This window comes from Kushneria sinocarnis (assembly GCF_003633775.1).
Taxonomy (GTDB): Bacteria; Pseudomonadota; Gammaproteobacteria; order Pseudomonadales; family Halomonadaceae; genus Kushneria; species Kushneria sinocarnis.
On record NZ_RBIN01000009.1, the window covers coordinates 16266 to 33606 of the forward strand.

Here is a 17341-nt window from a genome sequence, read left to right on the forward strand (position 1 = left end):
CAGGGTGCTGGTTATATATACAGTTTTTGGGTTATGCTGGCGTCATGAATGATCACGTTCGCCCGGTCGACAATGTGCTTTACCTGCACGGTTTCAACAGCCATCCGACTTCGGTCAAGGCGGAACTGACCCGCCGGGTCTGTGCCCGGGCCGAGCCGCGACCGCGCTTTCATGCGCCCTGGCTGCCCCATCGGCCGCAGGAAGCCTTTGATGCGGCCCTGGATGCGCTGCGTTCCCTGAGGGGGCGCACCCTGGTGATCGGCAGCTCGATGGGCGGTTTTCTGGCGGCCTGCCTGGCCCGTCACGAGCCGGTGGCTGCCATTGCCGTGATTAACCCGGCGATCTTTCCATCCCGGATCGCCGTGGCCTATCAGGGGCAGTCCTTTGAAAATACCTGGACCGGCGAGACATTCCTGATCGACTCAACGCACGAGCAGCAGGCCCGGGCGCTCGAAGCGGTCTTCGCCTCGCCGGCGCCCAGCCTGGTCATACTGGGCACCGCCGATGAGGTGCTCGACTATCGCGAGGCCATGGACGCCTTTCAGGGCAGCCGCTTCTTGCTCAGCGAAGACGACGATCATGGCCTGAGTCGTTACCCCGCCTTTCTGCCGGATGTGCTGGCACACGGCGGACTGATGCTGCCGGCCCCGGTCTGCGAGACACTGCGGGCCGATCCGCCGGGCCTGCCCGAGGATCAGCCGGCCGGGTCGTGACCCGGTCGCGCCAGGCCCCGGCCATTCCTATTCTCTGACGGATACAACAGGTGGTATGAGCCAATACAGCGCCAGCTCCATCGAGGTGCTCTCCGGTCTGGAACCGGTTCGCAAGCGTCCCGGGATGTATACCGACACCTCGCGTCCCAATCATCTCGTCCAGGAAGTGGTCGATAACAGCGTCGATGAGGCGCTGGCCGGCCATGCCCGGCGAATCGTGGTACGCCTGCTCGAGGATGGCGGGATCGAGGTGACCGATGACGGTCGCGGCATGCCGATCGATCATCACCCCGAACACGGCGTTTCCGGGGTCGAGCTGATCCTGACCCGGCTGCACGCCGGCGGCAAGTTCTCGCAGGAGAGCTATCGCTTCTCCGGCGGGCTGCACGGGGTCGGTGTGTCGGTGGTCAATGCGCTCTCCGAGCGCCTCGAGGTCGAGGTCTGCAAGGCCGGTGAGCGCCATGCCATGGCCTTTGCCAGGGGTGAGAAGATCGAGGAGCTCTCGGTCGTGGCCAGCTGTCCGAAGAAGACCACCGGCACCGTGGTGCGCTTCTGGCCGGAGCTGGCCTACTTCGACAGCCCCACGGTTTCGGTCTCGCGGCTGCGCCATCTGCTGCGGGCCAAGGCCGTGCTCTGCCCGGGGCTGGAAATGGTGCTGGTCGAGGCCGATGGCACCGAAACCGCCTGGCAGTACGAGGATGGCCTGCGGGACTATCTCGCCCAGGCGACCGATGGCTTCGAGCCGCTGCCGGCCACGCCCTTCGTGGGTCGCTTCGAGGATGAGGAGCACGGCGTGGACTGGGCGATCCAGTGGCTGCCCGAAGGTGGCGATGCGCTGGTCGAGTCCTACGTCAACCTGATCCCTACCCCGCTGGGGGGGACCCATGTCAACGGCCTGCGCAGCGGCCTGCTGGAAGCGCTGCGCGAGTTCTGCGACTACCGCAATCTGCTGCCGAAGAACGTCAAGCTGACCGGCGATGATCTCTGGGAACGGGTCTCGTTCGTGCTCTCGGTGCGCATGTTCGAGCCCCAGTTTGCCGGCCAGACCAAGGAGCGGCTGTCGTCGCGGGCCGTGGCCGGTTTCGTTTCGGCCGTGGTCAAGGATGCCTTCTCGCTCTGGCTCAACGAGCATACCGACCAGGCCGAACAGCTCGCCGAACTGGTGATCAGCGCCGCCCAGCGGCGCCAGCGCTCGTCGAAGAAGGTGGCGCGCAAGAAGGTGACCCAGGGGCCGGCGTTGCCGGGCAAGCTGGCGGACTGCTCCAGCCAGGATCCGGCGGTCAGTGAGCTCTTCCTGGTCGAGGGGGACAGCGCCGGGGGCAGTGCCAAGCAGGCGCGCAACCGCGAGACCCAGGCGATCCTGCCGCTGCGCGGCAAGATCCTCAACACCTGGGAGGTCGACCCCCAGGAAGTGCTGGCCTCCCAGGAGGTGCATGACATTGCCGTGGCGCTGGGCATGGACCCGGGCAGCGACAATCTCGAGAAGCTGCGCTACAACCGCGTCTGCATTCTTGCCGATGCCGATTCCGACGGGCTGCACATTGCCACGCTGCTGTGTGCGCTGTTCGTGCGGCACTTTCCGTCGCTGGTCGATGCCGGCCATGTGTTCGTGGCCATGCCGCCGCTGTATCGCATCGATCTCGGCAAGGAGGTGCACTACGCCCTCGACGAGAGCGAGAAGGCCGCGATTCTCAAGCGTCTCGAGGGCAAGCGGGGCACCCCCGGCGTGCAGCGCTTCAAGGGGCTGGGGGAAATGAGCCCGGTGCAGCTGCGCGAGACCACCATGGCCCCGGATACCCGGCGGCTGGTGCAGCTGACCCGCGAGTCCGGCGACGACACGCTCGATATTCTGGATATGCTGCTGGCGAAGAAACGGGCCGCCGACCGACGCAGCTGGCTCGAGCGCTACGGCAACATGGCTGAGGTGGAAGTCTGACAATGGACATTCATGTCGAAGAGGGCGACGTCGAACGCCTGTCGCTCTCCCGCTATACCGAGAAGGCGTATCTCGACTACTCGATGTACGTCATCCTCGATCGCGCCCTGCCCAGCGTGGGCGATGGCCTCAAGCCGGTACAGCGGCGCATTGTCTATGCCATGCGCGAACTCTCGCTGACCGCCAGCGCCAAGTACAAGAAATCCGCGCGTACCGTGGGCGATGTGCTCGGCAAGTTTCATCCCCATGGTGACAGCGCCTGCTACGAAGCCATGGTGCTGATGGCGCAGTCCTTCTCCTACCGTTATCCGCTGGTGGATGGCCAGGGCAACTGGGGCAGTCCGGACGACCCCAAGTCATTCGCGGCGATGCGCTATACCGAGGCCCGCCTGACCCGGTTTTCCGAGGTGCTGCTGGCCGAGCTGGGGCAGGGCACGGTGGAGTGGGTGCCCAACTTCGACGGCACCATGAACGAGCCGGCGGTGCTGCCGGCGCGGCTGCCGCACGTGCTGCTCAACGGCGGCTCGGGCATCGCCGTGGGCATGGCGACCGATATTCCGCCGCACAATGTCGGCGAGGTGATCGAGGCGACCATCCACCGCCTGCGTCATCCGCAGTCCAGCATTACCGACCTGTGCGACTACCTGCCGGCGCCCGATTTTCCCACCGCCCCGGAGATCATCACCCCGAAGGCCGACCTGGTGAAGCTCTATACCAGTGGCCGGGGCTCGGTGCGCATGCGTGCCCGCTATCGTGTCGAGCAGGGTGAGGTGATCATCGAGGCCCTGCCCTGGCAGGTCAGCGGGTCGCGGGTGCTCGAACAGATCGCCGCGCAGATGCAGGGCAAGAAGCTGCCGATGGTGGCCGACCTGCGCGATGAGTCGACGCACGAGGAGCCGACCCGGCTGGTGATCGTGCCCCGTTCCGGCCGCACCGACGTCGAGGGGCTGATGGCGCACCTGTTCGCCACCACCGATCTCGAGAAGAACGCCCGCGTCAACATGAACGTGATTGCGCTCGACGGCCGCCCCCAGGTGATGTCGATCGATCGGCTGCTCGACGAGTGGCTGGAGTTTCGGCGGGCGACCGTACGCCGCCGGCTCGAGCATCGTCTCGGCAAGGTCGAGGATCGCCTGCACATTCTCGAGGGGCTCTTGATTGCCTATCTCGATATCGATGAGGTGATCCGCATCATCCGCGACGAGGATGAGCCCAAACCGGCGCTGATGAATGCCTTCGGGCTCAGCGAGCGCCAGGCCGAGGCGATCCTCGAACTGCGCCTGCGCCATCTGGCACGGCTCGAGGAGATGAAGCTCCGGGGCGAGCAGAGCGATCTCGAAGCGGAGCGCCAGCAGCTGCAGGAGCTGCTGGGCAGCGATGCCGCCCTGACCGACCTGATCGAGCGGGAGCTGCGCGAGGACGCCGACAGGTTCGGTGACGAGCGTCGCAGTCCGCTGGTGGAGCGCGGCGAGGCGAAGGCGCTCTCCGAGGTCGAACTGATCGGGGCCGATCCGATTACCGTGGTGGTCTCGCAGAAGGGGTGGATCCGGGCGGCCAAGGGACACGAAATCGACCCTGAAAGCCTCTCCTACAAGTCCGGTGACAGCTTTGCGCTGGCCTCCCGGGGCAAGTCCAACCAGCCGCTGGTGCTGCTCGATGACGGCGGCCGGGCCTATACCCTGGCGGCGCATCAGCTGCCCTCGGCGCGTGGCCAGGGAGAGCCGATCTCGGGGCGGGTCAATCTGACGGCCGGGGCGCGCATTCGCGGAGTGATGCTGGGAGCCGGCGACAGTCAGTGGCTGCTGGGCAGCGACGGCGGCTATGCCTTCCGGGTCACGCTCGATGAGCTCTCCGGACGCAGCAAGTCCGGCAAGAGTGCGCTGACCGTGCCCAAGGGGTGTGATGTGCTGGCGCCGCTGGCGCTGCCGGCCACCGATGACGGCGACACGTCCGCCACCCGGCTGGCCGTGGTCTCCAACGAGGGCCGGCTGCTGGTCGTCAACGCCGTCGATCTGCCGGCCATGACACGTGGCAAGGGCACTCGCACGATCAACATCCCCTCGGCGCGGGCTGCCGGACGCGAGGAGTTCGTCCGCGACTGGGCGCTGCTGCCTCCCGGGGCAGCGCTGGTCATCCATGCCGGCAAGCGCAAGAAGCGGCTGAGCGGCGATGAGCTCGATTACCACGTCGGTGAGCCCGGACGGCGCGGTCACAAGCTGCCCCAGGGCTTTCAGAAGGTTGCCCGGCTGGCGGTCGAACTGCCCGGTGACAACTCTGCCGGTGGAGGTGGCAAATGACCCGCCGCGTGCTCATCCGGGCGACCGGCAGTGCCCGCCCCGGGCAGCTGGGCGGTCTGGGGAAGGCGCTGGCAGAGGCCGGTGCCCGGCTGCTGGACATCAATCAGAGTGTCACTTTCGGTATGGTCACCTTTGAAACCCTGGTGGCGCTGGACGAGGCAGGGGAGGCGCAGCGCACGCGCCTGGAGCAGTCACTCGAAGAGGCCGGTGATCGCCATGCGCTGGCCATCCAGACCGTGGATGTCAGCGAGGCCGACCATGAGCGCTGGACGCATGGGGCCGGCTCCACACGATTGATCCTGACCCTGCTGGCACCGCGGCTGCCGGCGACGGTACTGGCCGAGCTGGGGCGGCTGACGTCGGCCTTCGGTTTGACCATCGAGCTGATTCACCGGCTCTCCGGCCGCGAGCCGCTGGATGGCGAAGCACCGGAGCGGGGCGTCTGCATCGAGTGCTGGTTGCGGGGCGATGCGGTCGATCTCGACGCCCTGCGCAAGGGCGCGCTGGCGATCGGTGCCGACCACGGCGTCGATCTGGCGATCCAGCAGGACAGCATCTGGCGCCGGCATCGGCGGCTGATCTGCTTCGACATGGACTCGACCCTGATCCAGGCCGAGGTGATCGACGAACTGGCCCGCCGTCACGGGGTGTATGACGAAGTCGCCGAGGTGACCGAACGGGCCATGCGCGGCGAGCTCGATTTTCAGCAGAGTTTCCGCGAGCGCATGAGCAAGCTGGCCGGGCTGTCGGAGTCGGTGCTGGCCGAGATTGCCGAGGAGCTGCCGCTGATGCCGGGGGTGGAACATCTGCTGGCACAGCTGCGTCGGCTCGGCTATCGCACGGCGATTCTTTCGGGGGGCTTCAGCTGGTTTGCCGAGTATCTGCAGCGTCGGCTGGGCTTTGATGAGGTTCACGCCAACGAGCTGGTGATCGAAGACGGTGTGGTGACCGGTGAAGTGCGTGAACCGATCGTCGATGCCGATCGCAAGGCGCAGCTCCTGGAAGAGATGGCGACCCGCCAGGGCATTCGCCTGGAACAGACGGTGGCGGTGGGAGACGGCGCCAATGACCTGAAGATGCTGGCTACCGCCGGGCTGGGCATTGCCTTTCGCGCCAAGCCGATGGTGCGCGAGCAGGCGCGCCAGTCGATCTCGACGCTGGGCCTTGATGGCGTGCTCTATCTGCTGGGCTATCGTGACGATGACCGCGACGAGGTGCTCGGCGCAGAGTGAGGCGGCAGCGCTCAAGGCACTGCTTCGGCGGCCGATAGAAGCAGCACACCGCCCCGGCGGTGTGTCTGCTATCCAGAACGGATGTCGCCATGTCCCAGCCGCGCCACGGTGTGATCGACAACGCCGATGCCATTGCCGATCTCTTTGTCGAACTGACCCGCAATGCCCACGAGATTACCCTGCGTTTCGATGCCACGCCGGTCCACTACCCGGTGTCGGTCGTCTCCATTGACCGCATTCATGCCGGCTGTCTGCTGGATGTCACCAGTCTGGGGGACATCGATCAGCTGCTCGCCGAGGAGCGCTGTTTCATGCTCCACGCCCGCCAGGAGGCGCTGGCGCTGCGCAGTTCGCCGATGCAGGTCCAGCGGACGGTCGAACGGGCCGGGCGGCTGGGGGTGTACTGTACCCTGCCACGGCAGCTGCGCTTCTCGCGTCAGCGGAGTTATTTCCGGGCGGCGCTGAGCGAGGGCATGGAGGTGATGGTCGAGCTGGCCGCGGCCGACGGTCGCTGCTGGCGGGCCCGCTTGTGCGATCTGTCGATCGGTGGCTGTCTGCTGGCCCTCCCGGCCGAGGCGGCCGCCTCGCTGCCGGCTCTTGAGACCCGGCTGCAGGTGCGGGCGCATTTTCCCAATGGCGAGGTCTTCGAGGCCAGCAGCCGGCTTTGTCATCTGCACACCGATCAGGTCACCGTGCAGCTGGGGATCGGATTCGATATCGGGCTGGCCGTGCACGAGCGCCGGGTGTGGTTCTACGTGCGTGAAATCGAGCGGGAGAGCGTGCGCCAGCAGCGCGGGGCTTCCGCCACCCGGCCGCTGGCTCCCTCCCGGCTGTTCCAGCCGGCGCCGGATGAGAGCGAGGGGCCGGCGTCGGCGTCGTGATGACCGACTTTGCAGGATGGCGCTACAGCTGCCAGATTCTTCTTCGAGTGGCGGTGCCCGTGGCATCGCCGAGTTCAACCCGAAGGAGGTACCGTATGCCGAGCGACCAGGCTCGCAACGTCCTTGGCGAACCGCTCGAGGACTGCTGTCATGATCCCGTTACCGGCTTCTATCGTGACGGTTTCTGTCATACCGGCAACGAGGACCTCGGTGAGCACGTGGTCTGCGCCGTGATGACCGAGGACTTTCTGAACTACTCGAAGTCGCAGGGCAACGATCTGACCACGGCCCGCCCCGAATTCGGCTTTGCCGGGCTGGGTCCGGGCGATGTCTGGTGCCTGTGCCTGCAGCGCTGGAGCGAGGCCTTCCGGGCCGGCGTGGCACCCCCGGTGCGGCTCGAGGCCACGCACGAGAAGGCGCTGGAGCGCGTGCCGATGGAGACCCTGCGCCGCTACGCGCGCTAGCCGTAGCGCCGCTGGTGCTCGCGCTTGCGCGCCAGATAGTCCTCGTCCTCACGCACCTGCTTCCAGACGTCTTCGAAGATGCGCGCGGCTTCGGCCTTGGTCTCGTCGATTTCACGCTCGTTGATGCGCCCCTGGCGGTCGTACTTGCGGCCGCCGCGGTAGTTGGCATAGCGCCGTGCCCGGGTGTAGCCCATCTGAATGAACTTGCGCGCCATGTCCATGCCGACGAAATCGTCGTCGCGACGATACTGCTCGAACATGGCCAGCAGGGTCTGCGAGGATTCGCGGGCGATATCCGACGTGCGAAAGCGCCAGTGCGGCAGCAGCTCGCCCTTGTAGGGTTCGATCGTCAGTACCCCCTGCTCGCCGCGCCCCACCCGATAGCACTCGGGGTGGGCGCGGCAATCGGTGGGGGCATCGTGGCTCTGCCGGTCGGACATGATGAAAGGCTCCCGGGATGATGCCGACAGTGTAGAAAAGGCAGGGTCTTGTGCCAGCCCGGCGAAAGGCTACAACCAAGGTCGAAGCGAGAGGATGACTTCGGTTAAATCATGCCCCCCGCCGAATGGGCTAGCCTTGATAGGTCGACGTTCACCGCCAAGGCTTATTCTCGCGTCGACAGGGAGTCATAGAATGCGAGCGCTTGCAGCGAGCAATAATCCCTATGGGATTATCCCGCCCCACCTACTCAACCGGGTCATTCAGCGTGGCAACGAGCAGCAGCGTCGTCGTGCCCTGACCACCCTCAACCTTGATGACGGCTTTCGTGGTCATGCCGCACGGCGTCAGGCCGACACCATGCATGAAAGCCATGCCCCCGATGATGGCGACTCGCCGCAGCGCCACATTTTCGATGCCCGGCACGGCATGCAGCTGCCCGGCGAGGAAGTGCGATCGGAAGGCGAGTCGGAGACCGGCGACCGCGAGGTCAACGAGGCCTACGAGGATCTCGGAGCCACCTGGCGGTTCTTTCATGAGGTCTTCGGTCGTGACTCGATCGATAATGCCGGCATGGCCCTGCTGGGCACCGTCCACTACGGCCATGAGTATCAGAACGCCTTCTGGAACGGACAGCAGATGGTGTTCGGTGATGGCGATGGCGAAATCTTCCTGCCCTTTACCCGGGCGCTGGATGTCGTGGCGCACGAGCTGGCCCACGGCGTGACCGAGATTGCCGTGGGCCTGGCCTATGCCAATCAGTCCGGGGCGCTCAACGAGTCCGTGTCGGACGTGTTCGGGGTCATGACCAAACAGTATGCAGCGCAGCAGACCGCCGAAGAGGCCGACTGGCTGATCGGCGCCGAACTGCTGGCCGAAGGCGTGCAGGGCAGGGCGCTGCGCTCGATGGCCGAGCCCGGGTCGGCCTATGACGATCCGGTACTGGGCCGGGATCCACAGCCCGGTCACATGGATCAGTACGTCGAGACCGAAGAGGACAACGGCGGCGTGCACATCAACTCGGGCATTCCCAACCACGCCTTCTATCTCATCGCCACCGCCCTGGGCGGTTACAGCTGGGAGCGTGCCGGCCATGTCTGGTATGACACCCTGCTCGATGAGCGCCTGACCCGCGGACCTTTGCGCGTCTGACCCTGGACAATGCCGAGCGCCGCTTCGGTGGCGAGGTTGCAACCGCGGTCCGCGACGGCTGGCAGGGTGTCGGCATCACGCCATGAACCGCTTCGCCGATCTCGACGAACATGCCCTGATCCGTCTCGCCCGGGAGGGCGGAGTGGTCGCGGCGCCGGGGCTGACCCGGCCGCGGCAGATCGAGTTTCAGCGCTGTTCGGCCCGGGAGCGCCAGCGGATCAGTGCCATTCTCGACGAGGCCGATCGCTGCCTGCCCTTGGGCGAACCGCCCGGGCGTGGCGATCAGCGCTTCTATCGGGTACTGATCTGGCGAGGAGCCGAGCGCACGGGCGGCGATGATGACACCGCGCCCGGCGATGAACTGAAGGTGCCGGAAGCGCATGCGCCATCCTCACTGGTGGCGCTGTGGCGCGACGGCCCCGAGCCTGCCTGAAGGCGTCTTCCGACGGCCGGTGAGGCCGCGGATTTCCGCTTCCTGCCGCTTACAGCGGTGTCTTGGACACCGCACCCGGTACTTCCCGCACCAGCCTGGGCAGCAGAAAGCCCGACAGTCGGGCGCGCAGCTGCGCCACCAGGGCCCTTGCCTCGTCATCGGGTACATCGAAATGGGCGGCACCGGCCACGGCATCCAGCACGTGCAGATAGTAGGGCTGAATGCCGGCCTCGAACAGCGTCTCCGAGAGCGCGGCCAGGGTGTCGGCATCATCGTTGATGCCGCGCAGCAGCACACTCTGGTTGAGCAGGGTCACGCCTGCCTGACGCAGCCGCCGGCAGGCGTCACGCACGGCGTCATCGATCTCGCGCGGATGGTTGATGTGCAACACCATTACCCGTTGCAGGCGGGTGGTCCCCAGCCACTCCAGCAGGGCGTCATCGATCCGGTCCGGAATCACGACCGGCAGCCGGGTATGCAGGCGCAGCCGCCTGAGATGGGGGATATCCGCCAGTTCGCGGCAGAGCCAGGCCAGCCGCCGATCGCTCGAGACCAGCGGGTCGCCCCCTGACAGAATGGCTTCCGTGATCGAGGAGTCGTCACGCAGATAGTCCAGGGTCGCCTGCCACTGCGCCATCGACGGCGTATGATCCTCGTAGGGGAAGTGGCGCCGGAAACAGTAGCGGCAGTTGATGGCACAGCCGGCGCTGGCGATCAGCAGTACCCGCCCGGCATACTTGTGGATCAGCCCCGAGTGCGGGGTGTGTTCGGCTTCCGCCAGCGGATCGGTGACAAAACCCGCCACACTGTCGCTCTCCTGGGCCAGCGGCAGCACCTGACGCAGCAGCGGGTCATCGGGATCACCCGGCGTCATGCGGTTCAGGTAGGCGCGCGGCACCCGTACCGAAAACTGCCGGTGACCGCCATATGCACCCTCGAGCAGGCTGTGCGGTAGTCCGAGCGCGTCCAGCAGCGTGACCGGATCACGAATGACCTCGCGCAGCTGGGTCTGCCAGTCGGCATCGGGGGTGTGTGCGGCAATGGTCTGCACACCGTCTGGGGTTCGCGTTATCATCGACACACTTCAAATTCCGCAGTGTTTCACATCGGCGTCGCGCTCCTGCCGAAGACGCCGCTTACAGAGCGAGGCAACATGGCGAGTTATTCTACCAACGAATTCAAGGCCGGTCTGAAGGTGATGCTGGATGGCGATCCCTGCAACATCGTCGAGAACGAGTTCGTCAAGCCCGGCAAGGGCCAGGCCTTCAACCGCGTCAAGCTGCGCAACCTGATGACCGGCCGGGTGTGGGAGCGCACCTTCAAGTCAGGCGAGTCGATCGAGGGCGCCGATGTGCTCGAGCTCGACATGGAGTATCTCTTCAACGATGGCGAGATGTGGCACTTCATGAAGACCGACGGCTCCTTCGAGCAGTATGCCGCCGACAAGAAGGCGGTGGGCGATACCGAGAAGTGGCTCAAGGAGCAGGTGGTCTACACCGTTACGCTGTGGAACGACAATCCGATTGCGGTAACGCCGCCCAACTTCATCGACCTGGAAGTGGCCCAGACCGATCCCGGCGTCAAGGGCGATACCGCCAACGGCGGCTCCAAGCCGGCCACGCTCTCCACCGGTGCCGTGGTGCGGGTGCCGCTGTTCATCAACGAGGGCGAGAAGCTGAAGGTGGATACGCGCAAGGGTGAGTACGTCGGCCGCGCCTGATCGAGGGCTCTTGCAACACTCGCCCAGACAGTGCTGATGCCTGGCCTCATGCGTCTTCAGCGCTGCTGGACTCTGCTACCCCGTCAGGGCTCGCCCTGTCCGGCATCGCCTGAAGAGGGCGGCAGCTCGTGTTGATTGACGCGATCACGCTCATGGCGTGATCGCGTCACTGTTTCGGGATACAGGATGATGGATGGTTCGGTAGAGGACTGGCTGCCATCGGCGACCATCGAGACGCTGCGCGAGCGGGCCCGGCTGCTGGGTGAGGTGCGCCGGTTCTTTCATGCGCGCGACGTGCTGGAAGTCGAGACGCCGGTGCTGGGGCACGGCGGCAGTACCGAGGTGCAGCTCGACTCGCTCTCGACCGAGGCCACCACCCCGGGTGGGCGCGAACGACTGTGGCTGCAGACCTCGCCGGAGTTCCACATGAAGCGGCTGCTGGCGGCCGGCTCGGGACCGATCTTCCAGCTGGCACGCGCCTTTCGTGATGGCGAGATAGGGACGCGCCACAACATCGAATTCACCCTGCTGGAGTGGTATCGACCGGGATGGGCGCTCGAGTCGCTGATCGACGAGACCGAGGCGCTGATCCGCACCCTGCTGCCCGGGGCCGGGCCGCGCCGGCTGAGCCGCTACCGTGAGCTGTTTCGCGACACCCTCGGGGTGGATCCCTTCACCACCGCGCTGACGACCCTGCAGCGCCTGGCGGCCGAGCGCAGCGGTGCACCGATGGAGGATACCGATCGTGACGGTTGCCTGGATCTGCTGATGAGTCTGGTCATCGAGCCGCAGCTGGGACGCGACGGCATCGAGGTGGTCATCGACTATCCGCCGAGTCAGGCTGCGCTGGCGCGTCACGGGGTCGATGCCGAAGGCGAGCGGGTGGCGGCCCGCTTCGAGGTCTATGCCGACGGACTGGAGCTGGCCAACGGCTATGACGAGCTCATCGATGCCGCCGAGCAGGCCGCGCGCTTTGCCGAGGATAGCCGCGAGCGGGCGCGCCTCGGCCGGCCGGCGGTCGAGAGTGACCGGCGACTGGTGGCCGCGCTCGCCGCCGGCATGCCCGAGGGCAGTGGCGTGGCGCTGGGGATCGACCGGCTGATCCAGCTGGCGCTGGGCAGGGCGAGCGTGGCCGAGGTGATGGCCTTCACCACGCCCCGCTGCTGAGTGCCGCATGGCGCGGCGGCCGCCTCAGCCGTGCGGGATCGCCAGCGACTGCCCCATGCTGACCATCTGCCCCGGCGTCAGCGCCTCATTGAACTCGATACTCTCCGGCAGGCACATGACCACCGATGAGCCGAGCATGAAGCGGCCCATCTCGGCGCCCCGCTCGAGCATGACGGGCTGAGCGTCGAAGGACGTGCGGCGTGGCTCGCGGGGGATCGGTGTCACGCGGCCGGCCCAGACGGTTTCGATGGCGGCGACGATCATGGCGCCGATCAGCACCAGCGCCATGGGACCGTGCTCGGTATCGAAGTGGCAGACCAGCCGCTCGTTGCGGGCAAACAGCGCCGGCACCTGTCGGGTGGTGGCCTGGTTGACCGAGAACAGCCGCCCCGGGACATAGACCGTCTCCCGCAGGGTGCCGGTGCACGGCATGTGGACCCGGTGGTAGTCGCGCGGCGAGAGATAGACGGTGGCGAAGCGGCCGTGGCGCAGGGGCTCGGCGCGGGCTTCATCACCGCCCAGCAGGGCGGTGAGCGAGTAGGCGTGGCCCTTGGCCTGGATCAGGGTGCCGTGGTCGATGCGCCCGAACTGCGAGAGTACGCCATCGGCCGGGGAGAGGAGGCCGTCGCCCAGCGGCCGCGCCTCGGGCTTCAGGGGTCGGGTGAAGAACTCGTTGAAGCTGGCGTAGGCCTCGAGATCGGGTTGCTCGGCCTGACTCATGTCGACGTTGTAGTGGCTGGCAAAACGCCGGATGAACGTCTCCCGGATCCACGGCTGGCGGCTGTCGGCGACTCGGCCGATCAGCCGCGACAGGGCGTGATGGGGAATCGGGTACTGAAGCCAGGCGAAGAGCTGCTCGCGATTCATGGTGTCATCATTCCGGCGGGACAGGGTGGCCCGCACCTTATCCTGAAGCGCGGGGCCGCTCAACTGCCGGCACTGTACTCAGCGTTCCACCGGGGTATCGTCACGATTGCCCCACTCCTGCCAGGAGCCGGGATAGGCGCGGATATCGAAGCCCAGGGCGCGTCCGGCCAGCCAGCTGAGCCCGCTGCGGTGATGGCTCTGGCAGTGGGTGACGATCTCGTGCTCGGCGGTGATGCCGCGGGCGTTGAGCTCGGTCAGCAGTTCGGTAAGATCGCGCAGCCGCGCACCGTTGCGTCGATCCATGACATCCAGCCAGTCGAAGTTGACCGCGCCGGGCACGTGACCGAGATGACGGTTCTGCCCCTTGCGCCCGGTATACTCGTCGGCGCTGCGGGCATCCCAGATGGCAAGTCCGGTGTCATCCAGCCGTGACTGCAGCTCGTCGCGTGTCATCAGCATGTGCGGATGGCGGATTTCGGCGTGATAGTCGGTGGGGCGAGGTGTCACATCATCGGTGGAGAGCGGCAGCCCGTCGCCGCGCCAGGCCTGGATGCCACCGTTGAGGTAGCTGTAGTGCGCATGCCCCAGCAGTTCGAGGGTCCACAGCAGCCGACCGGCCCAGCCGCCGCCCTCGTCATCACAGGCCACGACATGGGTCTGCTCGGTCAGCCCCAGCGACGAGAACAGCTCGGAGAGCCGGGCCTCGTCGGGCACGTCATTGGCCACCGGCGCTTCGCCGCTCAGCAGCCGGGTGTGATCCAGAAAGATGGCGCCGGGCACATGGCCTTCGCGATAGCTGTCGGCGCGGGCCGGCACGTCAATGATCAGCAGCCGCGGGTCATCGAGGTGCTGCGCCAGCTGTTCGGGTTCGATGATCAGTGGCAGCTTGTCCTGCTCGGTCATGGGTGCCTCTCCTGACGGGGCGCGACCCCGGTCGTTTGATCGAACTTCCGATCACAGGATCGCATACCGGCGTCGCTGCCGCGAGTGGGGCGGTCGCTGCGCGCAGCCCCGGCATCCGGTTATAATCGCCCGCTGCAAGCGACTCGTCCGGGCAGTGATGTCCGAGCGGTTCAACAATAAATCGGCGGAGACGAGACGTGCTCGATCGTTACTTCAGCATTGCAGCGGCCGGCAGTTCGGTCAGACGGGAAATTCTGGCCGGCATTGCCACCTTCCTGGCCGCGATGTACATCATTGTGGTCAACCCTTCGATTCTCTCCAGTGCCGGGGTTCCCTTCTCCGGGGCGCTGACGGCCACGGTGCTGATCAGCTTCTTCGGCAGTACCATGATGGGGTTCTACGCCCGCAATCCGGTGCTCGTGGCGCCGGGCATGGGAATCAATGCGCTGTTCACCTATACCATGGTAATGGGCGCCGGACTCCCCTGGGAGACCGCACTGGGCTGCGTGTTCTGGGCCGGGGTGCTGTTTGCCATCCTGGCCATCTTCAACGCCCGGCAGTACGTCATTGACGCCATTCCCGCCCAGCTGCGGCACGCCATTGCCTGTGGCATCGGGCTGTTCATCACGGTGATCGGGCTGGTCAATGCCGGCTTTCTGGTGGGCAATCCCGATACCGTGGTCGGGCTGGGCGAGATGACACCGATGCTGGTGACCTTCCTGATCGGACTGGGGATCACGGCCATACTGGTCGCCCGGCAGCAGCAGGGGGCGCTGATCATCGGCATCATTCTCACCACGCTGCTGGCCACCCCGGTCGGCCGCTGGTGGGGCGACGCCAGTGGCGTCACGCCGGATCAGGCGGCGACCCTGGTGAACTATCACGGCCTGGTGGCCTGGCCGGATTTCAGCCTGATCGGTCGGCTCGATCTGATGGGCGCACTGAAGGTGGCCTACTGGCCGTTCATCTTCGTGATCCTGTTCACGGCCTTCTTTGATGCGCTCTCCACCTTCATGGGGATCTGTCAGGCGGGCAACCTGCTCGATGAGCAGGGCGAGCCGCGCAATATCCGCCAGTCGATGGTGATCGACTCGCTCTCGGCGCTGATTTCGGGGCCGCTGGGGACCAGCCCGGCGAGTGCCTATGTCGAATCCGCCGCCGGCATCAGCCAGGGCGGGCGTACCGGACTGGTAGCGGTGGTCTGTGGCGTGCTGTTCCTGCCGTTTTTGTTCCTGTCGCCGCTGCTGTCACTGGTGCCCTCGATTGCGACCTCGCCGGCACTGATCATGGTGGGCGTTTTCATGCTGGCACCGATTCGCAATATCCACTGGGACCGGCTGGATGATGCCATTCCCGCCTTCGTGGCAATGATCCTGATTCCACTGACCTACTCGATCACGCACGGCGTGGTGTTCGGCTTCCTGTCGTTCGTGGCGGTCAAGGTCGGGGTCGGCAAGGCCCGTGAGGTGCGCCCGGCGATGTGGGTACTGTTTGTACTGTCGATCCTGCTGCTGTTTCAGTACTGAGCCCGGCCCGAAGGGGCGTGTCGCTCGCTCCTGCCGATCGGGCAGGATACGGGCGAGGCGCTATCGGACGGGCCGGGTGGCCCCGTTTCCTGCACGAGGAGTGAGTCATGAGTCTCGAGTCAGCACGTGCCTTTCTTGCCAGGCATGCCCCTGAACTGGCAATCGTCGAGCTTGCCGACAGTACGGCTACCGTCGAGCTGGCGGCGCAGGCACACGGCGTCGAGCCGGCACGCATTGCCAAGAGCCTGTGTCTGCGTGTCGGGGATACGCATGTGCTGGTGGTGGCCTGCGGCACGGCCCGGCTGGACAATCGCAAGCTCAAGGCGGCATTCGGCGGCAAGGCGAAGATGCTCGATGCCGCCTCGGTGGAGGCGCTGACCGGGCATCCGGTGGGCGGCGTCTGCCCGTTCGGGCTGGCCACCGGACTGCCGGTCTACTGTGACGAGTCGCTGCGCGCCTTTGATGAGGTGCTGCCGGCAGCCGGCTCGATCAACAGTGCCGTGCGGCTTGCCCCGGCGCATCTGGTTGAGCTGACCGGCGCGCAGTGGGTGGATGTCTGTCAGGCATCATCGAACGCCTGAGTCAGCGCGAGGAGAGCGCCTGTTCGTTGACGATATGCCGAAAGCTTTCGAAGCGGGCGGCGTCGATCTCGCCGCGCTCGACGGCCTCGCGCAGGGCGCAGCCCGGCTCCCGGGCATGATGACAGTCGCGAAAGCGGCAGTAGCCGAGATAGGGGCGGAATTCGATGAAGCCCTCGGCGACCTGGCGCTCGTCGAGATGGCCGAGGCCGAATTCGCGAATGCCGGGCGAGTCGATCAGCTGCCCGCCGGCCGGCAACTGGTAGAGCCGGGCGGTCGTGGTGGTGTGGGTGCCCTTGCCGCGCTCGCCGGAGAGCGCGCCGACCCGCAGCTGCTCGTCGGGCAGCAGCGCATCGATCAGCGATGACTTGCCCACGCCGGACTGGCCGACGAAGACGGCGGTCTGGTCGAGCAGGGAGTGATGCAGATCGTTCAGCCCCTGGGTGCTGCGTACCGAGGCGGTGATGATCTCGTAGCCCAGCCGCTGGTAGCCGGCGAGCAGTTCATGCAGGCGACCGGCCGCCTCCGGCAGCAGGTCGGCCTTGTTGAGAATCAGTGCCGGCGTGATGCCGGTGGCCTCGGCGGCGACCAGATAGCGGTCGATCAGCCCGGGATAGGGCTCGGGCTCGGCGGCGAAGACGATCATGATGCGATCGATATTGGCGGCGACAGGCCGCAACCGGCCCCGGCTGTCGGGGCGTTCCAGGGTTGAAACGCGTTCGAGTCGGGCCTCGACCACACCGCTGCCTTCCGCCACCGGCCGCCAGCTGACCCGGTCCCCGGTGACCAGCGCATCGAGGTTGGCGCGCAGGTGGCAGAGGTGACGCTTGCCGTCTTCATCCTCCACTTCCAGCCGATGCCCGAAATGGGCGACCACCCGGCCGGGGCGCTCGTCCTCCGGCGTATCCTCGTCCGCCCGGGATGCTTCCCGGCGCTCTGCGCGACGGGCGCGTTCGGCCTGGATCCTTTCGATGCGCCAGTGCTGCTGGCGACTGAGCTTGCGTGCGCTCATGAGCCCCCGTGATCAATGGTGC

17 protein-coding genes are annotated in these 17341 nt (G+C 66.3%); 12 read left to right on the forward strand and 5 right to left on the reverse strand.

All coding sequences use genetic code 11. The annotated features are described in order from the left end of the window. The first annotated feature begins 44 nt into the window (after positions 1-44). The 6 genes from C7446_RS14160 to C7446_RS14185 all read left to right on the forward strand — a co-directional run bounded on the left by C7446_RS14160 (position 45) and on the right by C7446_RS14185 (position 7523). The gene (locus C7446_RS14160; RefSeq protein WP_121173780.1) at positions 45-713 is read left to right on the forward strand and encodes a YqiA/YcfP family alpha/beta fold hydrolase; all 669 of its coding nucleotides are present in this window, start codon (positions 45-47) and stop codon (positions 711-713) included. Positions 714-768: 55 nt separating this feature from the next. Beyond that, positions 769-2649: a DNA topoisomerase IV subunit B gene (gene parE / locus C7446_RS14165; RefSeq protein WP_121173781.1), complete on the forward strand. Its 1881-nt coding sequence runs from the start codon at positions 769-771 to the stop codon at positions 2647-2649. 2 nt (positions 2650-2651) lie between these two features. Then, a complete protein-coding gene (gene parC / locus C7446_RS14170; RefSeq protein WP_121173782.1) occupies positions 2652-4946 on the forward strand; it encodes a DNA topoisomerase IV subunit A in 2295 nt (764 codons plus the stop codon). Next, on the forward strand, positions 4943-6178 hold the full coding sequence (gene serB / locus C7446_RS14175) for a phosphoserine phosphatase SerB (protein ID WP_121173783.1): 1236 nt from the start codon (positions 4943-4945) through the stop codon (positions 6176-6178). The genes parC and serB overlap by 4 nt, the downstream gene beginning before the upstream one ends. Before the next feature lie 89 nt (positions 6179-6267). After that, the gene (locus C7446_RS14180; RefSeq protein WP_121173784.1) at positions 6268-7059 is read left to right on the forward strand and encodes a PilZ domain-containing protein; all 792 of its coding nucleotides are present in this window, start codon (positions 6268-6270) and stop codon (positions 7057-7059) included. Between the two features lie 95 nt (positions 7060-7154). Next, positions 7155-7523, forward strand: a complete 369-nt coding sequence (locus C7446_RS14185) for a DUF2237 family protein (protein WP_121173785.1) — start codon at positions 7155-7157, stop codon at positions 7521-7523. On the opposite strand, the gene C7446_RS14190 is transcribed toward C7446_RS14185, so the two are convergent. Then, positions 7520-7963, reverse strand: a complete 444-nt coding sequence (locus tag C7446_RS14190; protein WP_121173786.1) for a DUF4385 domain-containing protein — start codon at positions 7961-7963, stop codon at positions 7520-7522. The genes C7446_RS14185 and C7446_RS14190 overlap by 4 nt on opposite strands. Positions 7964-8156: 193 nt before the next feature. Between C7446_RS14190 and C7446_RS14195 the strand changes: the two genes are divergently transcribed. Continuing rightward, a complete protein-coding gene (locus C7446_RS14195) occupies positions 8157-9113 on the forward strand; it encodes a M4 family metallopeptidase (protein WP_245977860.1) in 957 nt (318 codons plus the stop codon). An 82-nt stretch (positions 9114-9195) separates the two neighbouring features. Next, a complete protein-coding gene (locus tag C7446_RS14200) occupies positions 9196-9546 on the forward strand; it encodes a protealysin inhibitor emfourin (protein WP_121173787.1) in 351 nt (116 codons plus the stop codon). Positions 9547-9595: 49 nt separating this feature from the next. Here the strand turns inward: C7446_RS14200 and epmB are convergent, their stop codons facing one another. After that, a complete protein-coding gene (gene epmB, locus C7446_RS14205) occupies positions 9596-10621 on the reverse strand; it encodes an EF-P beta-lysylation protein EpmB (RefSeq protein WP_121173788.1) in 1026 nt (341 codons plus the stop codon). 78 nt (positions 10622-10699) lie between these two features. Here epmB and efp point away from each other — a divergent pair, with 78 nt between their 5' ends. Next, positions 10700-11266 (forward strand): elongation factor P, encoded by a 567-nt coding sequence (gene efp / locus C7446_RS14210; RefSeq protein WP_121173789.1) that lies wholly within the window; start codon positions 10700-10702, stop codon positions 11264-11266. 186 nt (positions 11267-11452) lie between these two features. Continuing rightward, positions 11453-12433, forward strand: a complete 981-nt coding sequence (epmA, locus tag C7446_RS14215) for an EF-P lysine aminoacylase EpmA (protein WP_245977861.1) — start codon at positions 11453-11455, stop codon at positions 12431-12433. 24 nt (positions 12434-12457) lie between these two features. Here the strand turns inward: epmA and asd are convergent, their stop codons facing one another. Together asd and C7446_RS14225 are read right to left on the reverse strand one after the other, a co-directional pair. Continuing rightward, entirely contained in the window at positions 12458-13300 is an 843-nt protein-coding gene (gene asd, locus C7446_RS14220) for an archaetidylserine decarboxylase (protein ID WP_121173790.1), read from the reverse strand. A gap of 78 nt (positions 13301-13378) precedes the next feature. Further along, entirely contained in the window at positions 13379-14203 is an 825-nt protein-coding gene (locus C7446_RS14225) for a sulfurtransferase (RefSeq protein WP_121173791.1), read from the reverse strand. A gap of 197 nt (positions 14204-14400) precedes the next feature. Between C7446_RS14225 and C7446_RS14230 the strand changes: the two genes are divergently transcribed. Both C7446_RS14230 and C7446_RS14235 read left to right on the forward strand, forming a co-directional pair. Then, positions 14401-15729, forward strand: coding sequence for an NCS2 family permease (locus tag C7446_RS14230; protein ID WP_121173792.1), 1329 nt, complete (start codon positions 14401-14403; stop codon positions 15727-15729). Between the two features lie 107 nt (positions 15730-15836). Further along, positions 15837-16310 (forward strand): YbaK/EbsC family protein, encoded by a 474-nt coding sequence (locus C7446_RS14235; RefSeq protein WP_121173793.1) that lies wholly within the window; start codon positions 15837-15839, stop codon positions 16308-16310. A 1-nt stretch (position 16311) separates the two neighbouring features. Here C7446_RS14235 and rsgA read toward each other — a convergent pair whose 3' ends face one another. After that, entirely contained in the window at positions 16312-17319 is a 1008-nt protein-coding gene (gene rsgA / locus C7446_RS14240; RefSeq protein WP_121173794.1) for a small ribosomal subunit biogenesis GTPase RsgA, read from the reverse strand. Positions 17320-17341 lie beyond the last annotated feature (22 nt).

Coding starts and splice junctions, on each gene's coding strand:
- C7446_RS14160 (WP_121173780.1), top strand. CDS start 45: ATGAATGATCACGTTCGCCCGGTCGACAATGTGCTTTACCTGCACGGT.
- parE (WP_121173781.1), top strand. CDS start 769: ATGAGCCAATACAGCGCCAGCTCCATCGAGGTGCTCTCCGGTCTGGAA.
- parC (WP_121173782.1), top strand. CDS start 2,652: ATGGACATTCATGTCGAAGAGGGCGACGTCGAACGCCTGTCGCTCTCC.
- serB (WP_121173783.1), top strand. CDS start 4,943: ATGACCCGCCGCGTGCTCATCCGGGCGACCGGCAGTGCCCGCCCCGGG.
- C7446_RS14180 (WP_121173784.1), top strand. CDS start 6,268: ATGTCCCAGCCGCGCCACGGTGTGATCGACAACGCCGATGCCATTGCC.
- C7446_RS14185 (WP_121173785.1), top strand. CDS start 7,155: ATGCCGAGCGACCAGGCTCGCAACGTCCTTGGCGAACCGCTCGAGGAC.
- C7446_RS14190 (WP_121173786.1), bottom strand. CDS start 7,963: ATGTCCGACCGGCAGAGCCACGATGCCCCCACCGATTGCCGCGCCCAC.
- C7446_RS14195 (WP_245977860.1), top strand. CDS start 8,157: ATGCGAGCGCTTGCAGCGAGCAATAATCCCTATGGGATTATCCCGCCC.
- C7446_RS14200 (WP_121173787.1), top strand. CDS start 9,196: ATGAACCGCTTCGCCGATCTCGACGAACATGCCCTGATCCGTCTCGCC.
- epmB (WP_121173788.1), bottom strand. CDS start 10,621: ATGATAACGCGAACCCCAGACGGTGTGCAGACCATTGCCGCACACACC.
- efp (WP_121173789.1), top strand. CDS start 10,700: ATGGCGAGTTATTCTACCAACGAATTCAAGGCCGGTCTGAAGGTGATG.
- epmA (WP_245977861.1), top strand. CDS start 11,453: ATGATGGATGGTTCGGTAGAGGACTGGCTGCCATCGGCGACCATCGAG.
- asd (WP_121173790.1), bottom strand. CDS start 13,300: ATGAATCGCGAGCAGCTCTTCGCCTGGCTTCAGTACCCGATTCCCCAT.
- C7446_RS14225 (WP_121173791.1), bottom strand. CDS start 14,203: ATGACCGAGCAGGACAAGCTGCCACTGATCATCGAACCCGAACAGCTG.
- C7446_RS14235 (WP_121173793.1), top strand. CDS start 15,837: ATGAGTCTCGAGTCAGCACGTGCCTTTCTTGCCAGGCATGCCCCTGAA.
- rsgA (WP_121173794.1), bottom strand. CDS start 17,319: ATGAGCGCACGCAAGCTCAGTCGCCAGCAGCACTGGCGCATCGAAAGG.